We start from the raw sequence: 23,825 nt of genomic DNA, 5'->3' as shown, positions 1-23,825 counted from the left end.
CGAAAGTAAAAAAGCTCTTCACCCAAAATGGGAAGAGCTTTTATTTATTAGCTAAAATTTGAAAAGTCGGTATGCCAGTTAGATTTAGATAGCATGCAGTGTTTGGAAACAAGGGAGCGTGAAAAATTCCAATCATTTTGGCGCAGGTGATCCAGCGATGTTTGCGTAGTCATAAATTGATAACCGGCGATATATGCTGTGATAAACTCGCTCCAGTTGTTATAGGCTTGCTGCGCTTGTCTCACAGCCTGTAGCTTAAACTGCCGAGCTTCCTCTTTGCTGATATAGCCGCCTTCCCATCTCGTACCACTCAAGTAGGAGGCCCAGGCATAATCATAGGCGGCGATCCCTTCAGCTGGGAGTCTTCGCAGATAGTAATGAACAATCTTTGCCTTGCCGACGCGATCCGGATCTGGTTCCAGAGAGTTGATATATTCAACTCGTCCTGACTCTGATAAGGCTGATAAGAAATGGTGAAGCCGGGCAAATTCTTTCCGCTCGCCTTCTTTTAGCATCCACGATAGTCTCTCTTTCTGACTTGCGGCGTCTCTTATTCCCCGTTTGCTATAGTTATCTTTTATTTCGATGTAGACTGTATCTGACCCAATCGCAATAGCTGAATTCATACTGCCGGTAAAGAAGTGAAATTGTTTTTCCTTTTTACGCTTGAATGTGAACATGTATGAAAAGTTCACTCCTTGTTAATAGACTCGAGTGATGATATACAGCTTGTACAGTGAACCAAAGAAGAACCGACACAAGACCAAGAGAATCAGCCCATAGAAATAAATCTCTAACGGCGGGCTCGGGCTCGGGATCGTCGGGATCGTCAAATACTTTACCTCAATCATTTGATTCTGATTGAGCTTGTTGAAATCGAACAATGAAGTCAGTTCCAAATCCTGTAACATTTTCTTTGTGTCCGTCAATACCTTAGGCGGTATATCCATTACCTGGCCCATTTCAAATTCTAATATTCCGGTTTTTTCAATCTCGATCGTACTATACTTCGTAATGACGAGGATGGGTGTATCGCCCAAGTAGCCGATTTTTACGTAGCCTGAAGGATTAATTTTTCCTATGTCTCCGGTTTCATTAAGCGTCAAATAATTTTCGTATGCCGTGTAGCTATTTCCGTCTTTATCTGTTTTCGTATACTGATAGATGTTCAGACTACGGAGATTCGTTAACTTGGCCTGAACGAATTGGTTGGGTCCAATCTGTTTTAAATCCTCTGGTGATGATAATTTGACCAGTCCATTCTGATGAAGCTCTGCATTAGAAATAGGAGTGGACTTCGTATGATCTACATATGCGTTGTATAGAAGAGATTGAAAAAGCATGATGAGAGCAAGTGTCACTGTAGCTATGGCTACTTGAAAATGAATGGCTGGCCTTATTTGTTTATTCAAGTCTTTCCGTTCTCCCAGCTCCGAAGTCAATTGCTGCAGGGCATGCTTTCGTTCTTTGGCTGGCAGCTTCTTGACTTGTTTCAGCATGTTTCCACGAATCTGGGTGAGCAAAATGAGCGCCTCGTAATCGAGTGGACTGGCTGCGAGCAGCTGTTCAAATGTGACTTTTGCCTGAGCTTCATTACCCAGCTTCAGTTGACACTTTCCGAGCAGGCTCAATGCTTCTGGATGGGTTGGGAGTTGAGACAAGATGTACTCGCATTCCTTCTGAGCCTCGGTGACATGTTGTTTGTGGTACCATATGTAGGCTCGAGCCAGGTAGCTGTCGATATCGTCTGGCTGAATGCTAATGATTCGGGAATAAGCGTCGAGTGCACCAGCCGTGTCACCGACTCGCTGGCAATACTCTCCCTGAAGGCGAAGCAATTCGGGGTCATCCGCAAATAAGGCAATAGCCGCGTTAAGTGAGTTGCTTGCTTGCTCCAGTTGATTTTCTTTCAAGGCTTGATAAGCTGCATCGCGGTAAGACAAAAATAGATCACGATTGAGATGGGGAGCTGCAAGCAAAGTATCAAAACGCAATCCTGGCTCGTCTAGCTGCTTCAGATAGTATTGGCAAAAATTTTTCGAGTGCTTGTCCATATAAAAAGGCTCTTGAATAAGCTCCCGCCATTGAAAGCCATCCTCTAGTATTAACCAGACGCTTTTGGGCAAATGGTGGTGCTCGTGTAGAAAGTGAAACAGGCGATCACTGACGATTCTTCTCAGATCTATATTCCACACTAAGTCAGAACGGAGCAGCTTTGTCCAATTTTCAGGATTAATTCTGGAAGGGAAATCGTCGTACAAAGCTTTTACTTGCTCCATAAAACTGTCTAGCTGTGCAATTGGATCATTGCGATCTGGTGTGGCGTCAATATGCTGAAAGGACAGCCGACGTTGAACAGTGAGAATGGAAGTATCCTCTTCTATGAAAGTGTCTATCTGTTCAACCGGATCATTACGATCTGGTGCGGCGTCAATATGTTGAAAGGACAGCCGACGTGGAACAGTGAGAATGGAAGTATCCTCTTCTATGAAAGTGTCTAGTTGTTCAACCGGATCATTGCGATCTGGTGCGGCGTCAATATGTTGAAAGGACAGTCGACGTGGAACAGTGAGAATGGGAGTATCCTCTTCTATGAAAGTGTCTGTCTGTTCAACCGGATCATTGCGATCTGGTGCGGCGTCAATATGTTGAAAGGACAGCCGACGTGGAACAGTGAGAATGGGAGTATCCTCTTCCGGTTGTACAGGGGTTTCTGCATCGGCTATGGATGTCACTTCTGCCTTTGGTTTTCCCTGACCCTTCTTTGCCATTTTAATAGCCAGATCGTATGCTTCTCGCAGTTGTTGGTAGCCCTCCGGATCATCTTCCGGGTGGTGCAGCTTTAGCTTTTTCGCATAGGCTTTTTTTATCGTCGAAATATCTTCGGTAGGATCAATGTCCAGTATCCTCCAAATATTCACAAGTCGTCACGCCACCTTTTACGTGTGATTCATCTGTTGCTTCATGATTATAATCTAATGAGGATAATTTTAACTATCATGGAAAAAATAAAAAAGGCAGACCTTCTTTCCTTGGGAGAAGAAGATCCGCGTCTTGGAAGCTTTCGGTCAGCAAGCCGTATCAAGTGTCTCTAATTTGAGATAACCGTCACTGAAGACGATGATTTTCATAGGCTTTTTGTTACGATTTGGTGGTGGTATGCTTTTTCACTTCTGGCAAGATTTCCGTTGCGATCAGTTCAATGTTTTTCGCAATTTTATCAAAAGGTACACCGCCGAAATCAATTTGCGCCATGAAGCGTTGTTGTCCGTACATTTCGTATTGGTAAAGCATTTTTTCGATGATGACGTCAGGGCTGCCTACCATTAATGCATCACGATAATCGACAGACTGTGCAAACTGTTGCTTCGGATAGCCACCGCCACGCAATGCGATAAACCCGCCATTTAGATGCGGATAGAACTCGCGAAGCGCATCCGAAGTTTTGTCAGCTGTATAAAACAAACTGGTTGTCGCTACTGGCAGAGTCGCTGGGTCAAAACCATTTTGCTTCGCAGCCTCCTGGTAAGCATCGACGGAGCCTTTGAAGTTGATGGCAGGACCTCCGAGTGTGGTCAGCATCATAGGCACGCCAGCTTGACCGGCTTTAATCGCACTTGCAGGTGGTCCCCCTACAGCACGCCAGATGGGCAGACGTCCTTGTAAAGGCTGCGGCAGGATCGTTGCATTTTGTAGCGGTGCACGGAACTGCCCTTCCCACGTAACGCGATCTTCGTTATTTAGCTTGAGAAGAAGGTCCATTTTTTCTTCAAACAATTCCTCATAGTCGCGCACATCGTAGCCGAGGAGGCTATATGCTCCTACTCGGGAACCGCGTCCGGCAACAATTTCTGCCCGGCCATTGGAGATCAGATCCAAGGTAGCAAAATCCTCGTACACGCGGACCGGATCGGATGTGCTCAATACAGTGGCGGAGCTAGCGATCTTAATGTTCTTCGTAGCTTGTGCGATCGCACCCAGAATGACGGTATGCGCCTGCGTCGTAAAATACGTCTGGTGGCTTTCGCCGACAGCGAATACATCAAGGCCTGCTTCATCTGCCAACTTGCTTGCCTCGATTAGTTCCTTGATTCGCTGTTCAGGAGAAATCTTGGAGCCAGTGTGTGGATTCGGGACATGGTCGCCAATCGAATATAAGCCGAATTCAAGTCCCTTTTTGGCGTCGATACGATATTGTTCCATGTTGATTCACTCCTTTTAGTCTATCGGTGTCAATTTCGCTTCAATTTCTGCACGGCGTTCCTCGAGGAATGGAGGTAAGTCCAAAGCTTTTCCGAGCTCCTCGACGGTTGAATCTGCTGTGAAGCCAGGACCGTCTGTTGCAATTTCGAACAAGATGCCGTTTGATTCTCGGAAATACAAGCTCTTGAAATAGAATCGATCAATAATCCCTGTTGAACGGAAGCCGCGTTGCCGAACGGCGTTATCCCAGTAATGCAGCTCCTCATCGTTGCTCACACGAATCGCCAAGTGATGAACGCTTCCTCGACCGGGTTTTTCAGGTGAGCCGTCTTCCTGTTTGATGACAATTTCTCCAAAGGATTTCCCTGGGACAGATTGATAAATGGCTTCTTGTTCTGAGCGTGATACTTCGGTATAACCGAATGTGTCTGTTAACAGACTGGCTAATTTGTCCAAGGAGCGGACGGTAATCTCAACCGTGCCGATTCCCAAGATGCGATGCTTTTCTTCGACCACGGATTCGTCCCATGGAGCCCAATTCGATGGAACTCCTTCGCCGTTGTTATTGATCAGGATCAGACGCAGGCCTTCCGGGTCTTCAAAATGTAAGGTATCGCGGCCAGCGTACTTGGTAATGTCGCCATGGTGAACATTTAGTTGCTCGAAGCGCTTTTTCCAAAAGGTCAAGCTCTCCAGTGACGGAACGAGCAGTCCGATTCGAGTGATCGCGTTCGTGCCGCGTACGGTTTTTCCTACCATCGGCATTTCAAAAAACGACAATTCTGTTCCGGCACTGCCTGTCAAATCTCCATAAAACAGGTGATACATCGAAGGATCGTCTTGGTTGACGGTTTTCTTCACTCTGCGCAGTCCCAATACGTTTTGGTAAAAGTGATTATTCGATGGAGCATGTTTGGTTAACATAGATACATGGTGATGGCCTGGAATGGTGTGCATGGTAGTTCCTCCTTGTTTAACTTGACTAATCAAGTGATTGATTAAAAAAAATTACTCAGGCGGTAATTCCTTTTTTTGGCTATGCTTATGGACGCGTGTCATTAGGGAGTAAAGCGTTTTTTGTTCTTCTTCACTTAGTACCTCATCAAAGAATGACGACTGAAACGCTAGTTGTTCAGGAAAGGCTTGTTCCAGTACGGCTTCCCCTTTTTCGGTAAGGCTGATCGTTTTCGTTTTCCAATCCTGCTTGCGTACAATGTAGCCCTCTTTTTCAAGTCTTGCGAGCATTCGAGAAATACCACCCTGTGTAACGGTTACCTTCTCAGCTAACTCCGACTGGGTGAGAGGCTGGTAGACGCTTATTTGCATCAGGACATCGAATTGCGCTGTTGTTAAATCGAAGCGTTTGAGAAACTCATTTGATAGCTGGTTGCTTTGGGTGGTAAACCGCATCAAGCGTAACCAGATTAATGAGCCGATGGTGTTATTACGCATGTTAGTTTGCCTCCCTTCGCTGAGCTTATTATCACTTTACTACTCAATTGATAAAAAAGCAAGCGTTTCGTTTGTCTGAAAAAAAGAGATAAAAACAAAGCTGTTATCCAGGAAAGGACGACAGCCTTGTTTTCTAGCTTGGACGAAAGTGTAGACTAAACCGCCTTTTTCAACGCTTCAATCAATGTCTTCAGATGAGGCAGCTTCCGGTTTTTCACCTGGTAGGCCAAGTATAGGTCATTATGAACCGTATAGGACGGGTACATGATCTTTACTTTGTTTCTGGATAAATGGTCATCCAGCATGAACGTAGGCAACAGGCTGATGCCTGCGCCGTGCTCAATAGCCTTCAGTACACCGTGCAAATCGGGTACGACGTGTGTCGGATGCGTTTGTGGATGCTTTTGGAAATGCTCGCGCCAAAAACGGCGGATGATCGGCAAATCCAAATCATAGCTGATCCATGGCTGGGAGCATAACCATGCTTCTAAAGAATCCTTGTCGTTAAACGTTGGTTCCCTGAAATCGGGAGGTGCCACCAAAGCAAATTCCTCTTGCATGTACGGAATATATTCGACGCCTGGCGCGGAAAGCTTTTGCGACATGACGATGAGGTCTACTTTTTCCTCCAGCAGGAATTCGAGTATCTTGGAAGCGACACCGAGATAGGCGATGACGCGCATTTGGAAGCTTCCGATGTGCGGAGCTAGCTTCTCCCGGAAAAACTCATGCGCCGACCCGATCCGAATCACGGGTAAAGATGTGGCCGCGTTCGATTTGAGCGTTTGCGTGGTTTCTTCCAAAGCTTCGATGAGCGGAACCACCTGTGATAAAGCTACGGTACCATTCAAAGTCCACCATGTTGGCTATCCTTTCTTACCTGTGACGTTTCTGGTGTTGCGCTCCCCATATCGTAAACAAAATTCCGATGACCGTCACGAGTGAAGCGACCCAAGGAACGGCAGAAAGACCTCCTGCAAAGTTAAAATCGATCACAACGCCCCCGATATAGGCACCAAGCGCATTTCCCAGATTGAAGGCCGCGATGTTCAGTGTCGAAGCGAGCGTAGGTGCTTCCTTGGCTGTGTTCAGCATGTGGAGCTGCAAGCCAGGAACCGTACCAAATGCGGCAATCCCCAAAAGGAATACGGTCATTAGGGTGAGGAGCTTATGTTGATCCGTAAAGCTGAACACGGCGAGAACGAGCGCCAGTGCGACAAGTATCCCGAGCAAGGAAGGAAACAGCTTGCGGTCTGCCAATTTTCCTCCGTAAATATTCCCGATCGTAATCCCTACGCCGAACAGGACGAGGATGTACGAAACAGAGCTGGGGGAAAAGCCCGTGATATCCACCAGGATTGGTGAAATGTACGTAAACGCAGTAAATACGCCACCAAATCCGAATACGGTCATCAAAAGCGCGATATGAACCGCTGGGCGTTTGAGCACGCCGAGCTCTTGCCGCAGACTAGATGTTGCACTGGTGACCTTCGGAACGAGCATAACGATTCCGATCAACGCAATGATCCCAATCATCGTGATTGCCCAGAAGGTAGAGCGCCAGCCGTACGCTTGCCCGAGAAACGTTCCAATCGGTACACCCAAAATATTGGCGAGTGTCAGTCCGGTAAACATGATCGCGATGGCACCCGCGCGTTTTTCCTTGGGAACCAGCTCAGCGGCAATGACCGAACCCACACCGAAGAACGATCCGTGAGTAAGAGCAGCCAGGATGCGAGCCAACATCAAAACCGTATAGTTTGGTGCGAGAGCGGCTAGCGCATTTCCCGCGATAAATAAAATCATAAGAAATAGCAAAAGTGCTTTGCGCGGCATTCTGTGGGTAGCCATCGTAATGATGGGAGCGCCGATAGCGACACCCAATGCATATCCGGTAATCAGGAATCCAGCCATCGGGATGGAGACGTTCAGACTGGTGGCTACCTCGGAAAGCAGTCCCATAATGATGAACTCTGTCATCCCGATCGCAAATGCTCCAAGAGTCAGAGCGTACAAGGCGAGAGTTGACCCTTTGCGAGTAGCCTGTGCCTGTTCATAGTGACGGGTCATATTTTCTGTTGCCACTGTAAGTAGCCCTCCTTTCGTGTAAAGAAAAGGCTGATATGTGTTTCGTCTATCAGCCTCACGTGTATTATTCACCTAATCTGCTTATTACTGCTTCTGTGACAGCGAGTGTAGACTGGGGATTTTGTCCAGTAATTATATGGGGTACAGCCGAGCCAGATAAAGGTCCAAAATGCCTCGTCCATTGAGTCCAGTGTTCAACATTACAGAGGATGTCAAGAATATTTCTTTCTTGTAATCGTAGATTCCAGCGCTTTTAGAGTTGGAGAACCTTCCTTTTTCGATATACGTTTGAGGGTAGGTTCCCCTTTTTCATTAATGATTACTTAACTATGATAGGCGGTATATCTTTTGGACGTGGGAAGTACCCAAGGCGTTGAAAAGACTTCATCATGACCAGTAGGCTCATAACCGGGGCTGATCCACGGGCTACTGAATGAGCGAACTGCATTTCTTGATGTGGGTGTATATACTTCATGGAGCTCTTTTGAAGTAGGGTTTCTTTTAAATCGCGGGTAGGCAGTACGTTCAATAGATGCCATGTGTTCCTCTCCTCATAGGATCTATCTGATTTTCATATTCCTTTACACGTCGATAAAAGGTATTGGATTTTAGGTTAAGGCGCTTCATACATTCGGTGGCTGTGATTGATCCGGACTTCCATTCCCTAATGATACCATCATAATCCCGTCCTAATCGGGCGATAAGCTGTCATATGACAGTAAAAACGCATCATGGTGACATAATGGCATCTTGGCAGTATGACAATTACTTTGCAATACTCGGGGAGACAAATCGCTTCGCAACGAATGAATGAATAATACGATTCTTTAATCAAAAGGAGAAACGAAATGAACAAAATTTCTATGCTCACTGTATCGACAATGATTACCGCGACTCTATTACTGCCATTACAAGGAACTGGTTTTGCAAAGCAGGCGGATCCCCTCGTTACTACTTACAGTCAAGCTTCGCAGACCAAAGCCAAGCAACTTATCGATGAAGCTGCTAACCATCAAAATATACCGGGCATAATTGTAGCTTCCTCAAACAAAGGATCAAAATGGGCATATGCTTCCGGTGAAGCAAGCATTTACGGTACTGACCCGGTTAAGACGAACTTTACTTTCCGGATCGGTAGTCTAACAAAGACGTTTACTGCAATGGTCGTTCTTCAGCTTGTTGATGAACAAAAACTGAACCTGGATGACACGATAGAAAAATGGCTGCCTGATGTTGTTAAGGGTACTGAATATGAAGGGGATCATATCACGATTCGGCAACTATTAAACCAAACAAGCGGTATTCCTGACTATTCAGACCACAAGGATTTTCTCGATAAATTTCTCCCAAACCCGTTACATTCCTTTACTGCTGACGAATTAGTTCGTACTGCACTGAACATGAAGGCAACCTCTAAGCCTGGAGAGAAATGGGTTTATTCCAATACGAATACGGTACTGGCAGGGATGATTATTAAGAAGGCTACTGGAGAAACATACGGGGAACATATTAGGAAACGTTTCATAGCTCCCCTTAACCTAACGAGCACTTATGTACCCGACGACTACTCGTTTATTCCAGGTGAACATGCACGAGGATACTTCGTACTCGACGGTCAATTCATAGACAGAACCGAAATGAATCCCTCTTGGGCAGATGCTGCGGGATCTATGATCTCCACAGCGGATGATATGAATACATTCTTCAGTGCTATACTTAGTGGCAAGTTATTAAAACCAGCTACTTTAGATCAGATGTTAACTGGGGTTGAAACTCCAGCAGGTGAATACGGCTTGGGGATCGTTGGAACAAAGCTGACGAATGGTATTACGATTTGGGGGCATGGCGGCAACGTTCCAGGATTCGCAACGTTCACAGGTGGAACTCGCGGCGGGGATTATGTACAAACCCTTAATATCAATGCGATGCCTTCTGAAATTAATACGTTGACTCTTTCCAAAAGCATTGCCGAGCAACTCATTGGCTCTTCATCACATTAAGAACACCAGCAAGCTGGCACTGGAAATTTCCTATTCTGGTGCCAGCTTGCTGCCATCTCGGCCCCGACCGTTTCCTCTGCCCGCGACGGAATGTCCGAGATAAACAGTCTCAAACTATCTTATAAACAGTCTCAATTTACGTTATAACTCACACCTGCGCGAACGCATGGGACATTTTCCTGATCGGATTACCGATGGATACGGGTGCAATCTTGGGCCAGCCCAAACATATGCGAAGTTTAGTTACATATTTTTTGATTGGGATACAGTTGCTATTCTAAGGTCGAGTATCGATAAAACAAATTATGTTTTAGTAGCATAATCACAAATAAATTTATAGATAATAATTGAATAGGAAAAAGGCTTATTGCTCTTGGAGTTCCCAAGGCAAAAGCCTTCTATCAATTTTCCTTCTTAACTTAACGGCTAAATTCCTTTTCGAACATGGCTTGATTAGCGACGACAGGTTCTGGACCGACGGCATTGATGTTCGTCACCATAATATCCTTCCCGCCTAAGGTACCACCCGCTAACGTTTCAAACCCATGAATGCCGCCTCCATGAACCCAATAGGTCTTTCCGCTCGGCAGTGTCACCCCGTAAATTCCCAATCCATATTTGCCAAAAGGCGATTCCACACCTGTTGTCATCTGCTTCATCATCTCGTCATTTAATAATTTCCCACCCAAAAGCGCACTAAAAAAGGTGGTCAAATCTTTCCCTGTCGAAATCATTTCCCCCGCAGCATTCGCGAATGAAGGATTATACTCTGTGAAATCAAACAGTTTCCCTTCCCGATTCATGCTATAGCCTGTGGCATGCTTGCCCGGGATTTTTGGATTACTACCACTAAAGGATGTATTTGTCATCTGAAGCGGGTCGAGGATCCGTTTCTTCATCTGCACATCGTACGTTTCTCCTGTCACCTTTTGAATAATAAGACCAGCTAGTACGGTATTTGTATTCGAATAGTCAAAGCCTGCCCCTGGTTGAAATACTGGCGGCTTAGCCAGTCCCATACGTACAAGGTCATTAACGGTATATTGAGGGAATGAGGTAGCGTACCGCATGTCTGTACTCGTATAGCTTGCAATCCCGCTCGTTTGGTTCAATAAATGACGAATCGTGATTTTGTTGCCGTCATACCCATTACCCTTTACCACACCTGGGAGCCATTTTTCTACCGAGTCATCCAGATTCAGCTTTTTCTCCTGAGCCAACTGTAAGACAAGGGTAGCAACAAACGCCTTTGTGACACTGCCAATACGGAAAGTAAAGTCTGGTTCCATCGGATTTTTATGATCGAGGTTGGCTACACCCGCTGCATAAGACCAGTATTCTCCGTCTCTTAACCCAGCAGCGATTATTCCAGGGACTCCCTCAACTTTTGCTTTCTGATCAATGAAGTCCTTCATTTCTTTCCCATGTTTTTGAGCTGCTTGATCCGGGGTGGATGGTTGCTTGGCTTGTCCCGAGAATTCAGTCATCTGGATGTTCTCCATATGAGAAACAGTATCTCCTAATGCATTGATACTCATCGCGATCACGTGCTTGCCGTCTTTTGTTCCACCTGCGAAGTTGGTGAATCCAGGAATGCCGCCTTGATGGCCCCATATGGTAGTGCCATCCGGCAATGTTACTTCCTGAATACCGAGTCCGAATTTTCCGTATGGATTAGAAACAGTGGTTAACATTTCTTTCTGCATCTCAGGTGTTAACAATTTTCCGCCCAATAAAGCGCTAAAGAACGTTGTTAAATCTTTCGTAGTCGAGATCATAGCCCCTGCTGCGTCTGCAAACGAAGGGTTAAGGTCAGTTATATCCATTAATGTACCGGCATTGTTAAAGTATCCATTCGGACTGTTTTTCGGAATGGATTGTGAGTGATCCGGGAAAAACGTTTCTGTTAGTTGAAGCGGCTCAATCACTCGTTTCTTGATTTGTTCGGCAACCGTTTCTCCTGTGACCTTTTGGATAACGAGTTTCATCAGCACTGTATTCGTATTCGAATAGCCACCCGTGGTCGGTGTATGCTTTAATGCGCGAGAAATGAGTTGTTCTGCTGTAAACGTTTGAGTGGAGTTCTGGATTATACTTTCCTTGAGTTCATCATCTAAGTAGTCTGCCACTCCACTCGAATGATTTAATAACTGACGAATCGTAATTTTGTTACCGTCATATCCGTTTCCTTGGACGACACCTGGGAGCCATTTTTCCAACGAGTCATCGAGGCTTAGCTTCTTTTCCTCAGCTAGTTGCAGGGTCACTACACCGACGAACGTTTTCGTTAAACTCCCGATTCGAAATGAAAAGTCAGCTTCCATCGGTTTCTTACTTTCTATATTCGCTTCTCCGGAAGCATACGACCAGAAATCATTTCCCTTCTTTACTGCAAAGAGGACACCTGGAATGTTTTCGCTGGCAGCAGCTTTATCAATCGCTTCTTTTATTTTGGCATGATCCGTTTCCTTTTGTTGCGTGATTGCTTGGTCCACACTTGCTTCCGCACAACCGTAAGTAGGAAGTATCAGCGTTCCTATCAATAATGCAGATAACGTAAGGGACGCTCCTTTTTGCATAGGGAATGGTTTCATTTCTCATCGCTCCTGTAAGTTGAAATGTGTTGTCTTTACACATCCACCTTATTCTCAGGGCTGTAAAATCACATAGTGACAATACCGTTCTATCTATGTATGACATCGTGCTAACCGATCATATTTGCGGCATGATAAAATGTCATAGGAGCTATATGACACGGCTCATTCTGCTTGACGAATCGGGAAATAATGATGCATGATGAGTCAGAAACATTCGGGAAATTCCTTACCATTCAAATGAGCAGGAGTACATGACAAATGTTATTCAACATAAAAAAATGGTTCTGGTACAATTGGGTGATTCTTGCCTTGCGAACGATTTGGCTAGGTATCATCGTCATCGCAGATGTTAAGTATCCGACTACGATAGCCGTTCCGTTCGGAGTCATCATCCTTAGTGCCCTTTTGGTTTATGCCATTCCATTGATCGTTCAATATAGAAAAAAAGATTGGTATCTAGCAGTCGAAGTCGTAATGACAGGCTTTTTTTATCTATTTGTGGCCTTTGTAGCACCTGGATGGACTTGGCCTTTCGTTTTACTAGTAATCATTATTGGTGTGGCCAGTAGTCGCCGAACGTTTATGTGGACGGGAATCACTAGCGGGATTATTTTTCCGGTTTTGAACGGGTTGATTACCAATCGTCTCCCGTACGAGTTCATGTTTAGTTGCAGCTTTGGTTTTGCGATTGGTATGGCATTTAGCATATTAATTGAGTCTCATAAGCAAGGCCGCATCATTCAAGAACAGAAGCAATTATTGGAGCAGCATATTAAGCAAATCGAGGAGCTGACACTGATCGAGGAACGTAATCGGCTGTCACATGAGTTACATGACACGATTGGCCATTCGCTAACCTCTCTGATTGTTGGCGTTGAGTCGCTCCGATCCTCGGTTCCTGATTCACAGGTCGAACGAGTTGATAAACTTGTCTCCATAGCACAGGGCAGCCTGGATGATATCAGAAAGCATTTGCATCAGCTCTCTCATGCTCATGCTCGGTTCAACCAGTCTTTAAGTGAGTCACTCCTGGAACTGACGGAAGAATTTATGAAGTCAACAGGTGTAACGGTCAACTTCCGTGTGATCGGCAGTGAGACGCTCGTTATGCAAAAAATGAGCATTTCTTTATATCGTTGCCTGCAAGAATTGCTTACAAATGCGGTTCGTCACGGACAAGCAAGTGTGATAGCTGTTGATCTGTATTTCGAAAGTCAGCAACTCCGTTTACAAATCGAAGAGAATGGCAACGGCCTAGAATCCATCGAATTCGGCTTAGAACTAAAGGGAATAAAAGAACGGCTTGAGCAACAGCAAGGTACGCTGTCCGTTCATTCACAATCAGGGCAAGGGACCGTTGTCATTTGTAATGTTCCCATACAGGCAGAAGCTGGACAGGGAAGTATCCGTCTGCTTATTGTCGATGACCAGGTGATGATTGCCGACAGCTTACAGCAAATCTTAAGCCAGCAGGACAACTTTCTCGTTGTGGGTACAGCGAGTGATGGGCAAGAAGCTTTAGAACAGTGTGAGCGACACCAGCCGGATATCGTGTTAATGGACGTGCACATGCAAGGGATGAACGGACTGGAGACCTTCCTTCAAATGAAAGAACGTTGGCCGAACATGAAGATTGTGGTCATGACAACGTTCGAGGATTCGGTACAGGCAGCATCAGCGTTGGAGCACGGGGCGGAAGGATATATGCTGAAGTCTACTCGTCCAAAAGAGATGATGGAAGCACTGAAGCTCATCTATAGCGGGGGAACGTGGCTTGATCAGTCGATCGCTACACGCGTATTTGAAGAGATGAAGCGCCAACGTGAGCAATTAGAGAAGTACAGCCCGAATGATCCGTATGGATTAACGAAACGGGAAAGGGAGATTTTACAGCTTTTATCGGATGGGCTTCGTTACAAGTCGATTGCCACCAAACTATATTTATCGGAGGGAACGGTACGGAATTACTGTTCCACTCTTTACTCGAAGCTCGGTGTCAGCAACCGGGAAGAAGCAATTGAATTGGCACGAACCGAGAGTATCCTATAGATGACAAAAAGACGGGAGAAATCCCGTCTTTACTCTTCCGGCGTTCGATCCAGGAACAGCCGCGTGACCTTTGTGTAATCCCCTTTTTCCACTTCTTTTTCCGTCGCCTTTTCTTCCAAAGGATCATGACCGTACATGCTTGGCGCTACTGTGGGCTCGTGCTCGGCAGAACCTCGCTTTTTCTCCATGATTCACCACTCCTTTTGCCAGTAGGGTGTGATGGATGGCTTATTCTTATCCCCGATTGCAGCATATGACATTGGAAATGCTATTTCAAAAGTACCGATCTTCAAGATCCGGTGCTTTTTTGATGACAAATTGTCATATGGGGTAGGGAGAAACCGTTGGTAACAGGGCGTCTGAACCTTATGACAAAACGTTACTTGTTGTACAGGCAGTGCCCGGGCCATACTTTGAGCATACAAAGTTGTTTGGAGGAAAGAGAAATGAACTTGACGGCCTTTTACAGAAGTAGCATCGTCGCGGTATCGATTTGTGGTTTACTCATAACAGGATGCACGAATACAGCTCCATTAACCGAGACGGACAGCGAACAACAACAAGGGAAGAAGGCAGAAAATCTAAGTCCAAAAGAATGGTTAGAGCTGAACTCTTTTCAATTGAATAGCGCTGAGCCTGGGACTGATCTTAAAGATATTGAACCGCTGCGCCAAATGATCGGTTCTGCTTCAATCGTAGGTTTAGGTGAGGCAAATCATGGAAGTCGTGAAATTTATACGATGAAACACCGGTTTGTTGAATTTCTCGTCATGGAAATGGGCTTTACCACCCTTGTATTAGAAGAAAACTGGGGCAACGCATTGAAACTTGATCATTACGTTCTCACAGGAGAAGGGAATCCGAGTAAATTCCTAATGCCTATATTTCAAACAAAAGAAATCGTAGACATGCTGGAATGGATGCGTGAGTACAATGCCGATCCCGAGAACGAAGAGAAACTGCGGGTGGTCGGAATGGATGTACAAAATGTCAGCGAAAATGTATACGATGAGATCAGCCAGTATATAAAAAAATATAAGCCTGACCTGCTGCCCCGTGTGAATAATAAAATGAAGGAACTTGCCGAAGTTACGAAGGACCTGGAAACCTATTCAGCTTTGCCAGTGGCCATTCAGAAAAAACATCAGGAGCAAGCGAAAGAAATCACAGAAATATTGGAACAAAACAAAAGCAGTCTGAACGGCCAATCCAAGGAGTTCGCAAGGATTAAGCAACACGCCAAGGTCATTGAGCAATTTACTGGCATGTATTTCAACTTCTCGGAGAATCCATCTGATTTATTTTTGAAGCATGATATCGCGATGTTTGAGAATGCGAAGTGGGCTCATGAACAGCTGGGAAAAACAATCGTATGGGGTCACAATGGGCACATCGCAAAGAACAATATGTTGCAAGAGGTATACCCGAAGCTCGCCGGTCAGTATTTACTGGAGCATTATGGAAAGGAATATGTAACGATTGGAACTTCATTTGGGAAAGGCGATTATAACGCGTTTAACATTGAAAATAAAATTGTTCCAGCTACCATTCAATCGAATGATCCAAAAACATTCAATCATACTCTGGATCAAGTCTCAAAGGATCAATACTTTGTTGATTTACGGAATGCTACAGGTCTCACCCAAAAATGGTTAGAGGAAGAACGGCCGTTTTTGATTGGATTCGGTTCTGCTGATCCAAGCAAACCAAACTCTATAACAACTTCGCTTGGGCAAGCATTTGATATTCTCATTCATATAGACACAGTGAGCGCTGGCGAGCTTGTTCGTTAAATAGCAGAAAGAAACCGGCATTTACCCAAGAGCACTGGGCAAAATGCCGGTTTTATTATACAAGAAACCCCATCAAGCGTTTAACATTGTCGGTGTTTTCGCGGGATGTCAGCGACTCTAGCAAGGTGAATGCCACATCAAAAGCGGTCGATGGATTGTACGAGGTGATGATATTGTTGTCGATGACGATGGATTGGTCAGGGATAACAGTGGCACCCATCGCTGCCAGCTGCTTTTGTCTCAGTTGGTTATTCAGGTTGTAGGTCGTTGCGTTTCGTCCTTGCAAAATCCCGCTTTTCCCGAGGGGCAGAGCACCCACGCAGATGGAGGCAATCATTTTGCCTTGCTTTTCAAATTCACGTATGAAAGCGAGAACGTCCTCGCGATAAGCATCTTCATAAAAGCCTGCATGCTCAAAACCGCCAGGCAGTGCCAGCGCATCAAAGTCGTTTACATTCACATCCTCGATCACCATTTCGGGAATCACAGTAAAATTCCACGTGCATTTCAACTCCTTGCGCGTGCCCACCGTCACCAGCTCCGTTGTTCCGTCCCCCTCTTCCTTGTTCCAGCCGATTACGTCTGTAAACACGCTAGCCTCTACTGCCTCAAAGCCATTCGGTAATAACAAGCACACTTTTTTCATCGAAAATCAGCCCCTCTGTTCGAATCGTTCAAGCCGTACCGGTACTTACCAAGAATCATATGCTATCATTAGTTATTAGTAAAAATGAAAGTTCTGAAGATGATCTTCAGGATTCCTAATAATAAAACATGCGGGTAAGGGGGAGCGAGGATGGAGATTCGCCAGTTTCAAACCTTCAAGGCAGTCGTCGATTTCAACAGCTTTACGAAGGCCGCACAAGCACTGCAATATTCACAGGCGACGATTACATCCCATATTCAACAGCTGGAAGAAGGAATGGGTGTTCCTCTGTTTGATCGACTGGGAAAGAAAATTCAGTTAACCGCCTATGGCCGCGAGCTGTACACGTATGTCGAGGAGCTGCTGGTTTCTTATGCCAAGATCAAGGACATATCGGCGAATGAGCAATCACTGCAAGGCGAGTTACGCATCGGAGCCTCGGAGACGATTACGATCTATCGGCTGGGTGACATTTTGTCCAAGTACAGAGAGAGCTACCCGGGTGTGAATATTTCATTTGTAATGGACGACTGCAGCCGCCTGCGGGAAAAGCTGCATGATGGTCTATTGGATATCGTGATCACGCTGGAGCCAAAGCTCGATGATCCGAATCTGGTCGTGGAGCCGTTCTCTACGGAACGTTTGGTTTTTATCGGGGGGCGCGATCATTCGTTTGAAAAAATAGAGGATGCTGGCGAGGAATGTATGATTTTCAGCGGGGAGCATTGTGCTCTGCGTAGGTTTTTTCAACGCTTCCTGGAAAAAAGAGAGATCAAGCCGAAGCATCACCTGGAGTTCTCCAGTATGGAAGCGATCAAGCAGAGTGTGGCGAACGGGCTAGGCGTGAGCTTGATGCCGTATATTAGCGTCGAAGCCTTGTTGAATGAGCAAAAAGTGAAAATGATAGCGTGCGAGGAAGAGCTGTTGTTCTATGCGCAAATTGCCTACCATAAAAACAAGTGGCTCTCACGGGCGCATAAGAAGTTTATTGATCTCATGCTGGAAAGTCGAGATATCGGGTAAAGAGGCAACCAACCAGTCTGTTTGGGTCGAGAACCAGAGCAAGCTGGTTTTATTTTCGGAAAATTTCATAAATTGTTTGACATTCGTTTTTCTACAGTGCTAAGATCAAAATGAAAGTAAACGAAAGGCAATTAGAAATAAAACGAAACTATATATTTTAATATCGTAAGGAAGTGAAGTCATATGCTGGCAGCCGAACGGCACAGCAAGATCCTCGAACAATTGAAAGCAGAACAGAGCGTAACCGTCAGCCAATTGAGTCTGGCGCTGGATGTGTCGGAAGTAACGATCCGAAAAGATTTGATCAAGCTCGAAAACGATGGTCTGCTGACGCGCATTCATGGAGGCGCGACGATTACGAATTTCTTGCCATTGGAGCGCAGTTTTACAGAGAAGCTGGAAGAGAGAAGTGAAGAGAAGCAAGCGATTGCCCATCAAGCGCTGTCGCACATACAGCCGGGGGACACGGTTATTCTCGGGGCAGGGACCACGATGATGGAGCTCGCCAAGCTGCTGCGCGGCCTGAATGATCTGACGGTCGTGACGAATGCGGTCAACATCGCGATGGAGCTGAACAGTCAAGGTAAGCATCACGTCATCTTGATCGGTGGAGAGATGCGCCACAAATCATTTCTATAGATGACAAAAAGACGGGAGAAATCCCGTCTTTACTCTTCCGGCGTTCGATCCAAGAATAGCCGCGTTACCTTTGTGTAATCCCCTTTTTCCACTTCTTTTTCTGTCGCTTTTTCTTCTAATGGATCATGACCGTACATACTTGGCGCAATCGTTGGATCGTGCTCAGAGGAACGCTTTTTATTATCCATGATTCACCACTCCTTTAGAAGGTAGGGTGCGATGGATGGCCTATTCTTATCCCCGATTGTAGCATATGACATTGGAAATGCTATTTCAAAAGTACCGATCTTCAAGATCCGGTGCTTTTTTTGATGACAAATTGTCATATGGGGGAGGGAGAAACCGTTGGCAGCTGGGCGTTTGAAATTTATGACAAAACGTTACTTGTTGTACAGGCAGTGCCCGGACCATACTTTGGGCAAACGAAGATTTTAGGAGGAGAGAGAAATGAACTTTTACAGAAGTAGCGTCGTCGCGGTATCGATTTGTGGTCTACTTTTAACAGGCGCCCATGCCACGTATGCAGCTCCATTAACCGAGATGGACAGCGAACAACAAGGGAAGAAGGCAAAAAATCTAAGTCCAAAAGAATGGTTAGAGCTGAAATCTTTTGAATTGAATAGCGCTGAGCCTGGGACTGATCTTGAAGATATTGAGCCGCTGCGCGACATGATCGGTTCTGCTTCAATCGTAGGTTTAGGTGAGGCCAATCATGGCAGTCGTGAAATTTTTACGATGAAACACCGGTTTGTTGAATTTCTCGTCATGGAAATGGGCTTTACCACCCTTGTATTAGAAGAAAACTGGGGCAACGCATTGGAACTTGATCATTACGTTCTCACAGGAGAAGGGAATCCGAGTGAATATCTAATGCCCCTATTTCAAACACAAGAAATCGTAGACATGCTGGAATGGATGCGTGAGTACAATGCCGATCCCGAGAACGAAGAGAAACTGCGGGTGGTCGGGATGGATGTACAAAACGTCAGCGAAAATGTATACGATGAGATCAGACAGTATATAAAAGAATATAAGCCTGACCTGCTGCCCCGTGTGGATAAAAAAATGAAGGAACTTGCCGAAGTTACGAAGGATCTGGAAACCTATACATCTTTGCCAGATGCCATTCAGAAAAAACATCATGAGCAAGCGAAAGAAATCACAAAAATATTGGAACAAAACAAAAGCAGTCTGAACGGCCAATCCGAGGAGTTTGCAAAGATCAAGCAACACGCCAAGGTCATTGAGCAATTTACTGGCATGTATTTCGACTTCTCGGAGAATCCATCAGAAGTATTTTTGAGGCATGATATCGCGATGTTTGAGAATGCGAAGTGGGCTCATGAACAGCTAGGAAAAACAATCGTATGGGGGCACAATGGGCACATCGCAAAGAGCAATATAGTGCCGGATGTATACCCGAAGCTCGCCGGTCAGCATTTACTGGACCATTATGGTAAGAAATATGTAACGATTGGAACCTCATTCGGGAAAGGCGATTTCAACGCGTATAACCTTGAAAATAAAATTGTTCCAGTTACCATTGAATCGAGTGATCCAAAAACATCCAATCACACCCTGGATCAAGTCTCAAAGGATCAATACTTTGTTGATTTACGGAATGCTACAGGTCTCACCCAAAAATGGTTAGAGGAAGAACGGCCGTTTTTGAACGGACGCGGTTCTGCTAATCCAAACACACCAAACCTTGTAACAACTGCGCTTGGGCAAACATTTGATATTCTCATTCATATAGACACAGTGAGCGCTGGCAAGCTTGTTCGTTAAATAGCAGAAAGAAACCGGCATTTACCCAAGAGCACTGGGCAGAATGCCGGTTTTATTATACAAGAAACCCCATCAAGCGTTTCACATTGTCGGTGTTTTCGCGGGATGTCAGCGACTCCAGCAAGGTGAATGCCACATCAAAAGCGGTCGATGGATTGTACGAGGTGATAATATTGTTGTCGACCACGATGGATTGGTCAGGGATGACATTGGCACCCATCGCAGCTAGTTGCTTTTGCCGCAACTGGTTGTTCAGGTTGTAAGTCGTTGCCTTTCGTCCTTGCAAAATCCCGCTTTTCCCGAGAGGCAATGCGCCTACACAGATGGAGGCGATCACTTTGCCTTGCTTTTCAAATTCACGTATGAAAGCGAGAACGTCCTCGCGATAAGCATCTTCATAAAACCCCGCCTGCTCAAAACCGCCAGGCAGTGCCAGTGCATCGAAGTCATTTACATCCGCATCCTCGATCACCATTTCGGGAATCACAGTAAAATTCCACGTGCATTTCAACTCCTTGCGCGTGCCCACCGTCACCAGCTCCGTTGTTCCGTCGCCCTCTTCCTTGTTCCAGCCGATTACGTCTGTAAATACGCTAGCCTCTACTGCCTCAAAGCCATTCGGTAATAACAAGCACACTTTTTTCATCGAAAATCAGCCCCTCTGTTTGAATCGTTCAAGCCATACCGGTACTTACCAAGAATCATATGCTATCATTAGTTATTAGTAAAAATGAAAGTTCTGAAGATGATCTTCAGGATTTCTAATGATAAAACATGCAGGCAAGGGGGAGTGGGGATGGAGATTCGCCAGTTTCAAACCTTTAAGGCAGTCGTCGATTTCAACAGCTTTACGAAGGCGGCACAAGCGCTGCAATATTCACAGGCGACGATTACATCCCATATTCAACAGCTGGAAGAAGGAATGGGTGTCCCTCTGTTTGATCGACTGGGAAAGAAAATTCAGCTAACCGCCTATGGCCGCGAGCTGTACACGTATGTCGAGGAGCTGCTGGTTTCCTATGCCAAGATCAAGGATATATCGGCAAATGAGCAATCACTGCAAGGCGAGTTACGCATCGGAGCCTCGGAGACGATTACGATCTATCGGCTGGGTGACATTTTGTCCAAGTACAGAGCGAGCTACCCGGGGGTGAATATTTCATTTGTAATGGACGACTGTAGTCGACTGCGGGAAAAGCTACATGATGGTCTATTGGATATCGTGATCACGCTGGAGCCAAAGCTCGATGATCCGAATCTGGTCGTGGAGCTGTTCTCTACCGAGCGACTGGTTTTTATCGGTGGGCGCGATCATTCGTTTGAAAAAATAGAGGATGCTGGCGAGGAATGTATGATTTTCAGCGGAGAGCATTGTGCTCTGCGTAGGTTTTTTCAACGCTTCCTGGAAAAAAGAGAGATCAAGCCGAAGCATCACCTGGAATTCTCCAGTATGGAAGCGATCAAGCAGAGTGTGGCGAACGGGCTAGGCGTGAGCTTGATGCCGTATATTAGCGTCGAAGCCTTGTTGAATGAGCAAAAAGTGAAAATGATAGCGTGCGAGGAAGAGCTGTTGTTCTATGCGCAAATTGCCTACCATAAAAACAAGTGGCTCTCACGGGCGCATAAGAAGTTTATTGATCTCATGCTGGAAAGTCGAGATATCGGGTAAAGAGGCAACCAACCAGTCTGTTTGGGTCGAGAACCAGAGCAAGCTGGTTTTATTTTCGGAAAATTTCATAAATTGTTTGACATTCGTTTTTCTACAGTGCTAAGATCAAAATGAAAGTAAACGAAAGGCAATTAGAAATAAAACGAAACTATATATTTTAATATCGTAAGGAAGTGAAGTCATATGCTGGCAGCCGAACGGCACAGCAAGATCCTCGAACAATTGAAAGCAGAACAGAGCGTAACCGTCAGCCAATTGAGTCTGGCGCTGGATGTGTCGGAAGTAACGATCCGAAAAGATTTGATCAAGCTCGAAAACGATGGTCTGCTGACGCGCATTCATGGAGGCGCGACGATTACGAATTTCTTGCCATTGGAGCGCAGTTTTACAGAGAAGCTGGAAGAGAGAAGTGAAGAGAAGCAAGCGATTGCCCATCAAGCGCTGTCGCACATACAGCCGGGGGACACGGTTATTCTCGGGGCAGGGACCACGATGATGGAGCTCGCCAAGCTGCTGCGCGGCCTGAATGATCTGACGGTCGTGACGAATGCGGTCAACATCGCGATGGAGCTGAACAGTCAAGGTAAGCATCACGTCATCTTGATCGGTGGAGAGATGCGCCACAAATCCTTTGCGCTCGTTGGTTCTGTCGCAGCGGACAATTTGCGAGGACTTTCTGTATTCAAATGCTTTATCGGAGCAGATGGAATTCATCCGGAAAATGGACTGACGACGCTCAATCTGGCCGAAGCGCAAATTAACCAAGTCATGATGGAACGCGCCAGAAAAGTCTATGTGCTCGCCGACCATAGCAAGTTCGGAGAGACGCATTTGGCAAAATTCGCCGGGGTGTCCGATGTCGATCGGATTATTACGGATGCGGCGGCACAGCATCTTGTCAGTAAGTATGCGGAGCTGGGCATCAACCTGGAGCTGGCGAGCTTGCAGGTTGTGACCAAGTAAACTACCAGTTCAGAAAGGAAGCGGAGGGATCGATATGGCGTTGGTATCATCGACACAGATGCTGCGCACAGCAAGGGAGCAGGGATATTGTGTGGGGGCATTCAACGTACACACGATGGAAATGCTCCAAGCAGTAGTGGAGGCGGCTTGCGAAGCAAACGCACCGCTCATTTTACAGACTACAGTCGGTACGGTCCGGCATCTCGGACCGGAGTATGTAGCAGCAATTGCCCGGGTAGCCTCAGAGGAGGCCCGGGTGCCGATTGCCTTGCATTTGGATCATTGTCATGAGGAGGAACTGATTATCCGATGTATCGAAGCGGGTTACACATCGGTCATGATCGATGCGTCGATGCATCCTTTTGCGGAAAATGCGGAGATGACGCGGCGTGTAGTGGAGCTGGCTCGGGAGCGCGGTGTCAATGTGGAGGCAGAGCTCGGCAAGGTTGGGGGCGTGGAGGACGATCTTGTCGTCGATGATGCAGATGCTGCACTGGCTGACCCGATCGAGTGCGAGAGATTTATCGAGTTGACTGGCGTGGATACGTTGGCACCGGCGATTGGTACGGCTCACGGGATTTACAAGGGGGAGCCGCGCATTGATTTTGCTCGCATCGAGGAGATTGCCCGTCGTGTTTCTGTGCCACTAGTGTTGCACGGTGGCTCGGGAATTCCCGAAGAGCAGGTGAAGCGGGCGGTTCAGCTCGGCATGGCAAAAATGAACGTAGCGACAGAGCTGCGTATCGCGTTTTCGCAAGCGATCAAGGGCGTTTTTGACAACAACCCGCAGGAAAACGACCCGCGTACCTATATGAAGCAGGCCAAGCAGGCGGTCAAAGAAGTCGCACTCGCCAAGATGGAGATGTGTGGTTGTATCGGAAAAGCGAATATACGTTAATCCAAAAAGAATAGGAA

21 protein-coding genes and 1 pseudogene are annotated in these 23,825 nt (G+C 46.1%); 9 read left to right on the top strand and 13 right to left on the bottom strand.

Annotation, left to right across the window (positions count from 1 at the left end):
• Window positions 1-47: 47 nt before the first annotated feature.
• The 8 genes and pseudogenes from HP570_RS16830 to HP570_RS30065 all read right to left on the bottom strand — a co-directional run.
• Entirely contained in the window at window positions 48-680 is a 633-nt protein-coding gene (locus HP570_RS16830) for a DUF1266 domain-containing protein (RefSeq protein WP_173626461.1), read from the bottom strand.
• A 21-nt stretch (window positions 681-701) separates the two neighbouring features.
• The gene (locus HP570_RS16825; protein ID WP_173626460.1) at window positions 702-2,921 is read right to left on the bottom strand and encodes a tetratricopeptide repeat protein; all 2,220 of its coding nucleotides are present in this window, start codon (window positions 2,919-2,921) and stop codon (window positions 702-704) included.
• Window positions 2,922-3,141: 220 nt separating this feature from the next.
• Window positions 3,142-4,203 carry an LLM class flavin-dependent oxidoreductase gene (locus tag HP570_RS16820; protein ID WP_173626459.1) on the bottom strand — a complete coding sequence of 354 codons (1,062 nt, stop codon included), beginning with the start codon at window positions 4,201-4,203 and terminating at the stop codon, window positions 3,142-3,144.
• A 15-nt stretch (window positions 4,204-4,218) separates the two neighbouring features.
• Window positions 4,219-5,160 carry a ring-cleaving dioxygenase gene (locus HP570_RS16815; protein WP_173626458.1) on the bottom strand — a complete coding sequence of 314 codons (942 nt, stop codon included), beginning with the start codon at window positions 5,158-5,160 and terminating at the stop codon, window positions 4,219-4,221.
• Between the two features lie 51 nt (window positions 5,161-5,211).
• Window positions 5,212-5,655, bottom strand: a complete 444-nt coding sequence (locus HP570_RS16810; RefSeq protein WP_173626457.1) for a MarR family winged helix-turn-helix transcriptional regulator — start codon at window positions 5,653-5,655, stop codon at window positions 5,212-5,214.
• Window positions 5,656-5,810: 155 nt separating this feature from the next.
• Window positions 5,811-6,506 carry a substrate-binding domain-containing protein gene (locus HP570_RS16805; protein ID WP_254495313.1) on the bottom strand — a complete coding sequence of 232 codons (696 nt, stop codon included), beginning with the start codon at window positions 6,504-6,506 and terminating at the stop codon, window positions 5,811-5,813.
• Window positions 6,507-6,531: 25 nt separating this feature from the next.
• Window positions 6,532-7,740 (bottom strand): MFS transporter, encoded by a 1,209-nt coding sequence (locus tag HP570_RS16800; protein ID WP_173626456.1) that lies wholly within the window; start codon window positions 7,738-7,740, stop codon window positions 6,532-6,534.
• Window positions 7,741-8,068: 328 nt separating this feature from the next.
• Window positions 8,069-8,282 (bottom strand): annotated as a pseudogene (locus tag HP570_RS30065) (DUF4158 domain-containing protein); the annotation flags it as partial.
• A 309-nt stretch (window positions 8,283-8,591) separates the two neighbouring features.
• On the opposite strand from HP570_RS30065, the gene HP570_RS16795 reads away from it, so the two are divergent.
• Window positions 8,592-9,743, top strand: a complete 1,152-nt coding sequence (locus HP570_RS16795; protein ID WP_173626455.1) for a serine hydrolase domain-containing protein — start codon at window positions 8,592-8,594, stop codon at window positions 9,741-9,743.
• 419 nt (window positions 9,744-10,162) lie between these two features.
• On the opposite strand, the gene HP570_RS16790 is transcribed toward HP570_RS16795, so the two are convergent.
• On the bottom strand, window positions 10,163-12,337 hold the full coding sequence (locus HP570_RS16790; protein ID WP_173626454.1) for a serine hydrolase domain-containing protein: 2,175 nt from the start codon (window positions 12,335-12,337) through the stop codon (window positions 10,163-10,165).
• 261 nt (window positions 12,338-12,598) lie between these two features.
• On the opposite strand from HP570_RS16790, the gene HP570_RS16785 reads away from it, so the two are divergent.
• Window positions 12,599-14,389, top strand: a complete 1,791-nt coding sequence (locus HP570_RS16785; protein ID WP_173626453.1) for a helix-turn-helix transcriptional regulator — start codon at window positions 12,599-12,601, stop codon at window positions 14,387-14,389.
• A 29-nt stretch (window positions 14,390-14,418) separates the two neighbouring features.
• On the opposite strand, the gene HP570_RS16780 is transcribed toward HP570_RS16785, so the two are convergent.
• Window positions 14,419-14,577, bottom strand: coding sequence for a hypothetical protein (locus HP570_RS16780; RefSeq protein ID WP_172801873.1), 159 nt, complete (start codon window positions 14,575-14,577; stop codon window positions 14,419-14,421).
• Window positions 14,578-14,835: 258 nt separating this feature from the next.
• On the opposite strand from HP570_RS16780, the gene HP570_RS16775 reads away from it, so the two are divergent.
• A complete protein-coding gene (locus tag HP570_RS16775) occupies window positions 14,836-16,182 on the top strand; it encodes an erythromycin esterase family protein (RefSeq protein ID WP_173626452.1) in 1,347 nt (448 codons plus the stop codon).
• A gap of 55 nt (window positions 16,183-16,237) precedes the next feature.
• Here the strand turns inward: HP570_RS16775 and HP570_RS16770 are convergent, their stop codons facing one another.
• Window positions 16,238-16,828 (bottom strand): DJ-1/PfpI family protein, encoded by a 591-nt coding sequence (locus tag HP570_RS16770; RefSeq protein ID WP_173626451.1) that lies wholly within the window; start codon window positions 16,826-16,828, stop codon window positions 16,238-16,240.
• 150 nt (window positions 16,829-16,978) lie between these two features.
• Between HP570_RS16770 and HP570_RS16765 the strand changes: the two genes are divergently transcribed.
• Complete coding sequence (locus HP570_RS16765) at window positions 16,979-17,851, top strand: LysR family transcriptional regulator (protein ID WP_142497347.1); 873 nt, start codon at window positions 16,979-16,981, stop codon at window positions 17,849-17,851.
• 183 nt (window positions 17,852-18,034) lie between these two features.
• The gene (locus HP570_RS16760) at window positions 18,035-18,490 is read left to right on the top strand and encodes a DeoR/GlpR family DNA-binding transcription regulator (protein ID WP_254495312.1); all 456 of its coding nucleotides are present in this window, start codon (window positions 18,035-18,037) and stop codon (window positions 18,488-18,490) included.
• 29 nt (window positions 18,491-18,519) lie between these two features.
• On the opposite strand, the gene HP570_RS16755 is transcribed toward HP570_RS16760, so the two are convergent.
• A complete protein-coding gene (locus tag HP570_RS16755) occupies window positions 18,520-18,678 on the bottom strand; it encodes a hypothetical protein (protein WP_173626450.1) in 159 nt (52 codons plus the stop codon).
• 259 nt (window positions 18,679-18,937) lie between these two features.
• Between HP570_RS16755 and HP570_RS16750 the strand changes: the two genes are divergently transcribed.
• Window positions 18,938-20,278 (top strand): erythromycin esterase family protein, encoded by a 1,341-nt coding sequence (locus HP570_RS16750; protein ID WP_173626449.1) that lies wholly within the window; start codon window positions 18,938-18,940, stop codon window positions 20,276-20,278.
• Window positions 20,279-20,333: 55 nt separating this feature from the next.
• Here HP570_RS16750 and HP570_RS16745 read toward each other — a convergent pair whose 3' ends face one another.
• Window positions 20,334-20,924 carry a DJ-1/PfpI family protein gene (locus tag HP570_RS16745; protein ID WP_173626448.1) on the bottom strand — a complete coding sequence of 197 codons (591 nt, stop codon included), beginning with the start codon at window positions 20,922-20,924 and terminating at the stop codon, window positions 20,334-20,336.
• 150 nt (window positions 20,925-21,074) lie between these two features.
• Between HP570_RS16745 and HP570_RS16740 the strand changes: the two genes are divergently transcribed.
• The 3 genes from HP570_RS16740 (at window position 21,075) to fba (ending at window position 23,808) form a co-directional block, all read left to right on the top strand.
• Window positions 21,075-21,947, top strand: a complete 873-nt coding sequence (locus HP570_RS16740) for a LysR family transcriptional regulator (protein ID WP_173626447.1) — start codon at window positions 21,075-21,077, stop codon at window positions 21,945-21,947.
• 183 nt (window positions 21,948-22,130) lie between these two features.
• Entirely contained in the window at window positions 22,131-22,910 is a 780-nt protein-coding gene (locus tag HP570_RS16735; RefSeq protein ID WP_173604102.1) for a DeoR/GlpR family DNA-binding transcription regulator, read from the top strand.
• 34 nt (window positions 22,911-22,944) lie between these two features.
• Window positions 22,945-23,808, top strand: a complete 864-nt coding sequence (gene fba, locus HP570_RS16730) for a class II fructose-1,6-bisphosphate aldolase (protein WP_173626446.1) — start codon at window positions 22,945-22,947, stop codon at window positions 23,806-23,808.
• The last annotated feature ends 17 nt before the right edge of the window (window positions 23,809-23,825 follow it).

The sequence above is a fragment of the Brevibacillus sp. RS1.1 genome, assembly GCF_013284365.1.
In the GTDB taxonomy this organism is placed as follows: domain Bacteria; phylum Bacillota; class Bacilli; order Brevibacillales; family Brevibacillaceae; genus Brevibacillus; species Brevibacillus brevis_D.
Note: the sequence above shows the minus strand (reverse complement) of the source record. Positions and strands in the feature narration are given on the sequence as shown.